Source organism: Actinomadura sp. CNU-125 (assembly GCF_001942465.1).
Classification (GTDB): Bacteria; Actinomycetota; Actinomycetes; order Streptosporangiales; family Streptosporangiaceae; genus Spirillospora.
Genome location: NZ_MKJY01000197.1, coordinates 1 through 10,070 on the forward strand (window position 1 = coordinate 1; position 10,070 = coordinate 10,070).

Annotated in this window: 9 protein-coding genes; 1 reads left to right on the forward strand and 8 read right to left on the reverse strand. The window is 73.8% G+C overall.

Annotated elements, in window-relative coordinates; genetic code table 11:
• The 8 genes from BJF79_RS22415 to BJF79_RS22445 all read right to left on the reverse strand — a co-directional run.
• Positions 1-1,074: tetratricopeptide repeat protein (locus BJF79_RS22415; protein ID WP_143220090.1), on the reverse strand; the 1,074-nt coding region annotated here is incomplete at its 3' end.
• Positions 1,029-1,541: a hypothetical protein gene (locus BJF79_RS55675; protein ID WP_083733660.1), complete on the reverse strand. Its 513-nt coding sequence runs from the start codon at positions 1,539-1,541 to the stop codon at positions 1,029-1,031. The genes BJF79_RS22415 and BJF79_RS55675, both read right to left, overlap by 46 nt.
• A gap of 14 nt (positions 1,542-1,555) precedes the next feature.
• Positions 1,556-2,011 carry an ATP-binding protein gene (locus BJF79_RS55680; protein ID WP_083733661.1) on the reverse strand — a complete coding sequence of 152 codons (456 nt, stop codon included), beginning with the start codon at positions 2,009-2,011 and terminating at the stop codon, positions 1,556-1,558.
• A 179-nt stretch (positions 2,012-2,190) separates the two neighbouring features.
• Positions 2,191-3,570: a glycosyltransferase family 4 protein gene (locus tag BJF79_RS22425; RefSeq protein ID WP_075900205.1), complete on the reverse strand. Its 1,380-nt coding sequence runs from the start codon at positions 3,568-3,570 to the stop codon at positions 2,191-2,193.
• A gap of 74 nt (positions 3,571-3,644) precedes the next feature.
• The gene (locus BJF79_RS22430) at positions 3,645-4,871 is read right to left on the reverse strand and encodes an Ig-like domain-containing protein (protein WP_075900209.1); all 1,227 of its coding nucleotides are present in this window, start codon (positions 4,869-4,871) and stop codon (positions 3,645-3,647) included.
• A gap of 175 nt (positions 4,872-5,046) precedes the next feature.
• A complete protein-coding gene (locus tag BJF79_RS22435) occupies positions 5,047-6,192 on the reverse strand; it encodes an Ig-like domain-containing protein (RefSeq protein ID WP_262402416.1) in 1,146 nt (381 codons plus the stop codon).
• 187 nt (positions 6,193-6,379) lie between these two features.
• Positions 6,380-7,195, reverse strand: coding sequence for a VC0807 family protein (locus BJF79_RS22440; protein ID WP_262402417.1), 816 nt, complete (start codon positions 7,193-7,195; stop codon positions 6,380-6,382).
• Positions 7,196-7,411: 216 nt separating this feature from the next.
• Entirely contained in the window at positions 7,412-8,338 is a 927-nt protein-coding gene (locus BJF79_RS22445; RefSeq protein WP_075900213.1) for a LysR family transcriptional regulator, read from the reverse strand.
• A gap of 594 nt (positions 8,339-8,932) precedes the next feature.
• Between BJF79_RS22445 and BJF79_RS22450 the strand changes: the two genes are divergently transcribed.
• Positions 8,933-10,070 (forward strand): pyridoxal phosphate-dependent aminotransferase (locus BJF79_RS22450; RefSeq protein ID WP_410050121.1); only part of this gene is annotated, 1,138 nt, incomplete at its 3' end.

The window sequence follows — 10,070 nt, forward strand, 5'->3', positions numbered from 1 at the left end:
CGCGTCGGCCCGGCCGTCCCGCGCCCGCGTGTTCGCCGAGGGCGCGCAGCGCGCGGCCCTCACCGACCGCCGAGCCGAGGGCCCGCATGGCGTCCAGCCCGCGGTGCGCCAGGGCCTCGGCGTCGGGGGCGCCCGCCCGGGCGCGCCGAGGAGGACGCGCACGTCGCGGTTGTAGGCGTCGTCCTGGTCCGCCAGGAGGTCGCGGGCCTCGGCCAGCGGTTCGGCGGCGGCGTCGCGGCGGCCGTCCTCCAGCAGGGCGACCGCGAGGTCGCAGAGGCTGAGGGCGATCTTGCGGGCGTCGTCCTCGGCGCGGTAGACGCCGAGCGCGGCGCGGAAGTGGCGTCGCGCGGCGCCGGTGTCGCCCCGGTCGAGTTCCAGCAGGCCGAGGCGCCGCTCGGAGCCGCCCTGGCGGGCCCGGTCGCCGAGTTCGCGCCAGATGTCGCGGGCGGCGCGGAAGTCCCGCGCCGCCTCGTCGGGACGGTCGAGGTCGCGGCGCGCGAGCCCGGTCCGGTTCAGCATCTTGGCCTCGGCCGCGCGGTCTCCGGCGGCGCGGGCGGCGGTGAGCCCGGTCGCGTCGAAGTCGAGCCGGTCGTCGCGGTGCCCGCGCTGCAGGAACAGCGGCCAGGCGGCGTCGACGATGAGCAGCGCCTCCCGGTGGTGCCCGGCCTCGTGGGCGCGGCGCGCCACGGCTCGCAGATTGGGGAACTCCGCGTCGAGCCAGTCGACCGCTTCCTGGACGGACGGGAACCGCGGCGGGCCGGGCGCGCCGGGTTCGTCCGGCGGGTCCGGGAGCCGCCGGTACGGGGCCGCCGCGGCGCTCACGGCCAGTGCCGCGGCGGCCGTCCACCGGGCGAGCCCGGCGAGGGCGGCGGCGCGCGCGGCGGGCGGCTCGCGGGTCTCCACCAGTTCCAGCGCGTGCAGCCGGGTCAGCTCGTGGAACCGGTACCGGCCGCCGGGCACGTCGTCGAGCAGGTTGGCGTCGGCGAGCGCCTCCAGCGACTCGGCGGCCTCGGCGACCGGGACGCCGGTCAGCGCGGCGCACGCCGCGCGGCCGAACGTGCGGCCCGGGTGCACGGCGAGCAGCCCGGTAGAGGGCGCCGCGCGGGCGGGGGCAGGTTGCGGTACGACAGGCTCAGCGCGGCCCGGACCGTCATGTCGTCCTCCACGTCCCGGGCGGTCAGCGCGGCCAGCCGCCGGGTCTCCTCGGCGAGGGCCCGCACCATCTCCGCCAGCGGCCAGGCGGGCCGCGTCGCCAGCCGCGCCGCCGCGACGCACAGCGCGAGCGGGTACCGCCCGCACAGTTCGACCAGGCGCACCGCCATCTCCGGTTCCGCCGCGAGCCGGTCGCGGCCGAGCATGCGGTGCAGCAGCTCGATCGCCGCGCCCTGCCCCAGCGGGCCGAGCCGGACGGTCCGGGCGCCGCGCGCCAGCAGCGCGGCGAGCCGCCACCGGCTGGTGACGACCACGACGCCGGCCGCCGAGCCGGGCAGCAGCGGCGTCACCTGCGCCGCCGAGTAGGCGTCGTCGAGGACGACCAGCACCCGCCGCCCGGCGGTCAGCGACCGGTACAGGTCGGTGCGCTCGGCGAGGCTCCGCGGGATCCGCTCGGGCGGGACGCCGAGGCCGCGCAGGAACCCGGCGAGGACGTCCCCGGGGCGTGCGGGGTCGATGGCGCGTGCGCTCGCAGGTCGGCGTAGAGCTGGCCGTCGGGGAAGTCGTCCAGGCTGAGGTGGGCCCAGTGCAGCGCGGTCGCGGTCTTGCCGACGCCCGCCGGTCCGGTGACCAGCACCACGCCGGGCGCGTCGGCGCAGGCGCCGCTCAGGGTTTCCAGCGCCTCCGCGCGGTCGACGAGGAGCCCGGGTCCGGGCAGCTGGCGCGGCGGCCCGGCGTCGGCGGGCGGCGGTGCGTGGACGTGCACGCCGCCTTTGACGTCGCGCGCCTGGATCACCCATCCGGTGACGCTTCCGTCCAGCCGGTTGAGGTGGCCGCCGCCCCCGGATTCGGTATTCATTTCCCTACATGGTGTTACTCGGTTGCCGGAATCGCCAAGGATCGCAGTATGTGATTCCGATTGCCGCCCTCTTGACCATACTTTGGCGGCCGGTTCCGTCAAGACCGCCCGGCGATACATAGCATTTCGCGATCATTTCAACGGAACGGATATGTCAGACACGATGGAATGTGTGGCGATCAGGGCCGAGGAGAGCGTTCTTCTTCGCGCGGGTCCAGGCGCTTGCGGGGGACGCGCGCGGCCGGTGACCCGGCCTGCGACTCGGCCGGCGGCCCGGGCTGTGGGAGGGCGTGCGGCGGCGGGTGGAGGTCGGCGAGGAGGGCCGCCCACCGGGCCGCGATGCGGGACGGGTCGTAGGCGCGGGCGGAGCGCCGGGCCTGCTCGCCCAGGCGGTCGCGGAGCGCGGGGTCGGTGACGAGGCTGCGGAGCGCGGCCGTGAGCGCCGCCGCGTCGTCGACGGGCACCAGCAGGCCGTCCCGGCCCGGGTCGATCATCTCGCCGGGGCCGTGCGGGCAGTCGGTGGACACGACGGCCAGGCCCTTGGTCATCGCCTCGATCACGACCATCGGCATGCCCTCGCGGCGGGAGGTGAGCGCGTAGATCGATGCGCGTTCCATCTCGGCGGGCAGGTCGCGGCTGGCGGGCCGGACCTCGACGCGGCCGGTCAGCCCGCGCTCGGCGACCAGGTCCCGCAGCGCGCCGCGCCGGGCCCCTGCGCCGAAGATGCGCAGCGTCCAGCCGGGATGCTCGGCGGCGATCGGCTCGAACGCCTCGATGAGCAGCTCGAAGCGCTTGTTGCGCACGAGCCGCCCGGCGGCCAGGACGACCTCGCCGGTGCGGGGGGACGGGCCGCCGGGCAGGTCCGGCACGGCGTTCGGGATCCGGACGATCCGGACCGCCGATCCGGCGAGGGCGCGCTCGTACTCGGCGCGGGCCGCCTCGGTGAGCGTCGTCAGGACGTGCAGGCGCCGGTAGTCGCGGAGGATCTGGCGCGCCAGCGGGGGCTTGTAGGACCCGAGGCTCATGTGGTCCTGCCCGATGAGGGTGACGCCGCGCGGCGAGAGCGCGGCGGCGAGCAGGTTCAGCGACGGGCGGGTGGCGATGAGGACGTCGGGCGGCGCGGCCCGCAGCGCGGCGAGCAGCCGCACGTCCGTCCAGAGGCTGGTCCAGCGGTAGGACGCCTCTTCCCGCGGGATCAGGACGCTCGGCACCCGGGACAGCAGCCGGGCGGCGCGACCGCGCGGGGCGGCCCGATCGTCGGCGTAGGTGATCGTGACGCCGTCCGGGAGCGGGAAGAACGGCTCGGCGCCGCCCCGGAGCACGCTCACGATCTCGACGTCGTGGTCGAGGGCGAGCCGGCCGCTCAGGTTGAGCACGGTGCGGATCGTGCCGCCGGTGCCGTGGGCGTTCTGCAGGAGGATCCGCACCCGGAGCCGTTCGCCCCGGGGCGGGGGCCGCCGCCGCAGCAGCGGGCGCGCCGCCCACAGCGCCGTCCGGCGGAGCGCGCGGTGCGTTCCCCGCCGGACTCGGCGGCGCAGCGGGCGGGCGCGCAGGTTCACGGGTCCTCGCTCACCGGGTCCTCGTTCGCGGGCGGCGGTCCCGGCATTGGTACCCGCTCCGGGTCAGCCGAACATCACCCGGTCGTCACGGTCCGGTTCAGGGCGCCGCCCTTCACCCACTTCTCCCAGGACATCTGGTGGTAGCTCCAGCCGTTGTTCCACTGCAGCTCGCGCTTGCTCCCGGTGATGACGACCGGGTCGCCGCGGTAGGACCACTTGTAGAACCAGCGGGCGTCCTTGGGCGGGGAGTTGACGCAGCCGTGGCTGACGTTCTGCTCGCCCTGCGCCCACACCGTCGACGCCATGGAGTGGACGTACTCGCCGCTGTTGGAGATCCGCACGGCGTACGGGATGACCTCCCGGTAGCCGCCGTTCGCCTTGTCCTTCGGATCGACGCCCATCCACTCCGACGTCATGATCGCCGGATTCTCCTTGCCCATGGTCAGGTGGACGCCGCTGGTGGTGAGGAAGGTGTCGACGCCGTTGACCACGCGGCCGCCCTTCCCCGCGCTGATCGGCCAGGAGCGGACCTTCTCGCCGTTCTCGTAGGCGACGGCCTTCTTCTTCTTGGTGCTGATCTTGAGGATGTGGGAGTCGCCGATGCGGAAGTCCCGGCCGACGTCCTTGGTGCCGTAGGTGCCCTTGCCGGACTTCACCCCGGCGAGGTCGGCGTCGAACGACACCTTCTGGTTCGGTTCCCAGTAGGAGCCGTTCTTCGTCCGGAAGATGACCTGCTCGTCGCTCACCCAGTACCACGCGCCGGTGGCGGGCTTGGACGACTTGACCTGCAGCGCCCGCTCGACGGCCTTCTTGTCGTCGACCTCGCGGTTGAAGGTCACGGTGATCGGCATGCCGACGCCCACCTTCTCGCCCTTGCGCGGGACGATGTCGGTGATCTCCAGCTTCTGCTTGGCCTTCTGGGTCGCGATCTTCGCGTCGACGGTCGTCGTCTTGCCCTCGGGACTCACCGCGACGGCCGACACCTGGAACTCGGTGTCCGGCTTGAGGGTGCGCGACTTCCAGCTCGTCTTGTCCGCCGACATGGTCCCGGCGTCGCTGACCGGACCGTTCTTCCAGGACAGCGTCACCTTCTGAAGCGTGCCGCCGGCGGCCTTCACGGTGACGCCCGCCTCCGGGAGGGCCTTGACGTTCCCGTCCCCGGGATCGATCGTCACCTGCGGCGCGGCCGCCTCGGCCTGCTCGCCGGCGACCCCGGCGTTCTTCTCGTCTCCCGAGCAGCCGGCGGTGAGGAGGATCAGGACCCCCGTCACCGCCGTGCCGGCCCGTACACGTGCGGACACGCGCTGCACCGCCACCTCCAGTTACCCCGCCGTACCAGAGAGACATTAGCGACAAAAGTCGCCGATCACGCGTTTCCTGGGGGTTCTCGACGTCCGTCGAGATCAAAGCGTTGCACGGCGGGGTCCCGCGCGCGGCCGTCCGGCCGCCCCGGGGTGGCGGCGGCCCGGACCGGGCTCACTGCAGGGCGCTGCCTTCCTTCCACTCCTCGAACGACATCTGTTGGAAGCCCCAGCCGTTGTCCGGTTCGAGCTGCCGGTCGCTGCCCGTCAGCTTCAGGACGTCGCCCCGCTGCATGATGTCGTAGTACCACTTGGCGTTCTTCGGGCTCAGGTTGAGGCAACCGTGACTGACGTTGGCGCTGCCCTGGACTCCGACGGTGGACGCCATCGCGTGCGTGTACTCGCCGCTGTTGGAGAACCGGACGCCGTAGTTCACGACCGTCTTGTAGTAGCCGGGGTCTCCCGGCTTGCGCCCCGGCGAGACCATCGTGACCGGGTTCTCCTTGCCCATCAGCAGGTGGACGCCGCTGGTGGTGGTGTACTCGCGGGTGGTGCCGTTGCCGGCGCTGAACGGGATCGTGCGCAGCTTCTTCCCGTCCCGGTACACCGTCATGTGGTGCTCGCTGATGTCGCCCTTGGTGATCTGCTCCGCGCCGACGGTGATGGTCTCCTGGCGGTCTTCCTCTCCGTAGACGCCGCCGCCCACGTTGAGGCCCGCGAGGCCCGCCTCGAACTTGATCTTCTGGTGGGGCTCCCAGTACGTCTTGGTGCGGTAGATGACCCGCTTGTCGTCCACCCACCGCCACGCGCCCACGGCGGGCTTCTCCGGAGTCACCTTCAGGGCCTTCTCGACGGCCGCCCGGTTCCCGACCGGACGGTTGAAGCTCACGATGATCGGTGCGCCGACGCCGACCTTCTCACCCTTCAGGTTCGGGGTCACGTCGACGATCTCGAGCGTCTGAGCGGGGTCGAGGGTGGAGAAGGAACTCGTCGCCGTCTGGCTCTTGCCGTCGTTGGCCGCCACCGCGGTCACGATGTACTTGGTGTCGGGGGTCATCGTCCGGTCCGAGCGCCAGGAGGTGCGGTCGGCGGACAGCTTCCCGGTGATCTGCGCGCCCTCGCCCTGGACGGTGACCTTCTGCAGGGTCCCGTCGGCGACCTTCACCTCGATCGTCCCGTCCGGCTTGACCTCGGTCGTCCCGTTGGCCGGCGTGATCGTCACCGTGGTCTTGGATTCCTCCGACGCGAGCTCGCCCGCACCGGAGGTGTCGCCGCTGCAGCCGGCGGCGAGCATCACGACCGCGCCCGCACCGCCGGTCACCGCAAGACCCAACCGCCTCTTGCCAGCCACAAACTCCCCCATTCGCCAAGATCAGCCCAGTGTCCTACAAACCTATCTAAGCCAGATAGACGAGCGTACACGCGGGAAAGTTCGGGTCACCTGAAGGGCAAAAGAACGTCCCGCCACCCACTCCGGGGCGGCGGGACGTGCTACGTCCGCACGGGTCTCAGGCGGTACCGGCGGGCTTCCAGTTGATGTGGCGCAGGAGCCGCTTGAAGCCCCACACCGAGATGGCGACGCCGACCGCGCCGAGCGCGGCGACGATGCTGGTCCGCAGCCACAGGTACGTGCTGATCGACTGGTTGAACAGCATCCAGACGCTGACGAGCACGTTGGCGAACAGGACCATCGACCACAGCAGCGAGATCCGCAGGAAGAACCGGTGCACCCTGCCGTGCTTCAGGAACGCCTCCGGGATCGGGGCCATGTCCTTGGCCAGCTTCATCGCCAGGGGCTTGCCCAGCGGAACCGACGCCAGGAACGACATGCCGACCAGCAGCGTGCCGAGCGTCGGCTGCAGGAAGTAGACCACCGCGCTGCCCGTCGCGGCGGACAGGCCCGCGCGGACCGTCACGCCGACCGCGGCCAGCATGAGCATCCCCGACACGGGATGGCCGCGCAGGTACCGGTACGCGATGCCGCCGTACACCCACGCGACCGCGGCGACGAGCGCGCCGTTCAGGCCGAGCAGCGTGAGCGCGGCGTAGAACACCAGGACCGGGGCGATGACGCCCTCGAAGAAGCGCGGCAGCGCGTGCACGAGCAGGGCCCGGATCCGCGGCAGTTCGAAGACGTGGTGCCCCTCGCCCTCGGTGTCCTGCGCGGCCGTGGCCCCGGAGCCCGCGGGCTCCGCCGGTGCGGTTTCCGCCGTTCCGGACTGCGCCGGTACCGGCTGTGCCGGTACCGGCGGCACCGCCTCCGCCGGAGCGGACGGTGCGGTGGACGCGGACGGCTCCGCGTGCGTGGTCGCCGGTCGTTCCATCGAGCGCTGCGCTCCCCGATCGGTGTGCAAAGACTCGGATGTCGTCACGATTCGCCCCACCGTACGTGATGATCCGCGCGATTCCGGCCGTTTCGGGGTCAAAACTCGCGCGTGGCCGTTCCGCACCGTGTCCCCCGCAGACGCCGACGCACACTCTCCTGACCTCGGCGAACGTCCGCACCCGCGCTCCCGGCGGGGAAATTCCGCCGCCGCGGATCACCCTTCGGGCGGCGCGGGCTGGACGTCACGGGCCGCCGCGTAGATCGCGCGCAGCGTCACCGCCACGGACGGGCGGCGCACGCTGGCGCTGCGGGTGACGGCGTACACCTCCCGCGCCAGGGTGCACTCGGGGATCCGCCGGACGGCGACGCCGGGGTCGCCCGCCGCGAGGGCGAGCCCGGGCACCGCGGTGACGCCGATGCCGCGGGCGACGAGGCTGAGGATCGTGTGCAGGCCCTCGAACTCCCACGGGACGGGCCGGTGGCCGCCGACGGTGTCGAGCAGCCGCTCGACGGCGTCCCGGGACGGCTCGCCGCTCGGCGCCGCCAGCCACGGCTCCTCGCGCAGCCGCTGCAGATCGACGGGCAGCTCCGGGTCCGACAGCGGGTGCGAGGCGGGCACCACGAGCACCAGCGGATCGCGGCGCAGGTGGAAGAACTCCAGCGCGGCCGGCGACTGGTGGGGGACGTTGCCCGTCCAGTCGTCGACCAGCGCGATGTCGACCTCGCCGTTGCGCACCTGCCGGATGCCGTCCACGGGGCGGGTCTGCCGCAGGACGAACGTCAGTCCCTCGTGCTCCCCGAGGCTGTGGGCGAGCGCGGGGGCGAACGCGACGGCGGCGGTGGGGAACGCGGTGACCACGACCCGTCCGGTGGGGGTGTCGGAGGCGGCGGACAGTTCGGCCTCGGCCGTCTCGACCAGGCCCAGGATCTCCTCGGCGCGCGCCGCCAGCCGCCGCCCCGCGTCGGTCAGCTCGGCGCTGCGGGCGGTGCGGTCCAGCAGCGGGACGCGCGCCTCCCGTTCGAGCGCGGCCAGCTGCTGGGAGACCGCCGACGGGGTGTAGCCGAGGGCGGCGGCGGTCGCGGCGATGCTGCCGCGGCGGGCGAATTCGGCGAGGAGCCGGAGGCGGCGCAGCTCAAGCATCACTACATCTTACGGTCACCATCGATGAGACTCGCTTGTAGTGATGCTGCGGGCGGGGAAGTATGGCAGCGAGCCCGAAACGGGCACACACGGGGATCACTTCTTCACTCTTCGTCATTTCAGCATGCCCTCTGGAGGCATTGATGCCTGCCCATAACCCGTCCGCATCCGCCGACGCGCCGGTGCCGGACGCCTCCGCCGCCGAGGCGGCGGACTCCGACGTCCCGCTCGATACGCGCGCCCCCGCCGCACCCGGCCCCGACTCGGCCGCACTGGACTCGGCCGCACTGGACTCGGCCGTACTGGACGTGCCCGTGCCGGACGACGCCCGTGCTCGACCCGTCGACGCTCGCACGGCCGGACCTGCCCGGCCGTGCCGGGGAGGTCCGGCCGGTGCCCTTCGCGCCGCGCCCGGTGCCGCTGTCGCGACGCTCGCGGTGAACGAGGCCCTCGCCCGCAAGCGGAACGCGGGGGTCGCGGTGCTGCCGCTGGGCTTCGGCGAAGCGGGCGTCCCCATCCATCCGGCGCTGACGCGCGATCTCGCCGGCGGCCGCCGGCCGGGGCGCCTACGGCCCGGTCGCCGGGTCCGCGGAGCTGCGCGCGGCCGCCGCCGGGTACTGGACGCGCCGCGGCGTGCCCACCGACCCGGACGCGATGGTGTGCGGGCCGGGCAGCAAGCCGCTGCTGTACGCGCTGCTGGCGGCGATCGGGGGCGACGTCGTGATGCCCGCGCCGAGCTGGGTGTCCTACGCCGCGCAGGCGTCCCTGCTGGGCGGGGAGCCGCTGCGGGTCGCGACCGCGCCGGGCGAGGGCGGGGTGCCGAGCCCCGGCGCTCCTCGCCGACGCCGTCGAGCGGGCGCGGGCGCGCGGGCGCAGCGTCCGGTCGTGATCGTCACGCTCCCCGACAACCCCACCGGGACGCTGGCGTCCGAGGAGACGGTCCGGCGGCTGTGCGCGGTCGCCCGCGACCTCGACCTCGTGATCGTCTCCGACGAGATCTACCGCGACCTCGTCCACGATCCCGCCCGGACGGTGCACTCCCCCGCCCGGTACGCGCCGGAGCGGACGATCGTGACGACCGCGCTGAGCAAGAGCCTCGCCGCGGGCGGGTGGCGGCTGGGCGTGGCGCGCCTGCCGGACGGCCCGTTCGGCCGGGCGCTGCGCGACAGCCTGCTGGGCGTCGCGAGCGAGGTGTGGTCCAGCGCGCCCGCCCCGATGCAGCACGCCGCCGCGTACGCGTTCGCGGAGCCGCCCGAACTGGTCGAGCACGTCGGCCGCAGCCGCCGCCTGCACGCCGCGATCACCGGCGGCGACGCCGACCGGTTCGCCGCGGCGGGCGCGCGCGTCCGGCGGCCGGAAGCGGCCTTCTACGTGTACCCCGACTTCGGGCCGCTGCGGGACGCGCTGCGCGCGGGCGCACGGCGTCCGGACGGCCGCGGACCTGACCGGCCTGCTGCTCGAACGGTACGGCGTCGGCGTCCTGCCGGGCTGCGCGTTCGGGGACGATCCGGCCGCGCTGCGGATGCGGGTGGCGCCGAGCCTGCTGTACGGGCGCGACGACGAGGAGCGGCTGGCCGCGCTGGCCTCCCCGGACCCGGCGGCGCTGCCGTGGATCGCCGGTGCCCTCGATCGGCTCGGCGAGGTGCTGGCGGACCTGGTGGAGACCGTGGGAGAGCCCGCGCTCGCCTGACGGAGACGGCCCCGGACGCAGGGCCGCCGCGGCCGGCCCGGG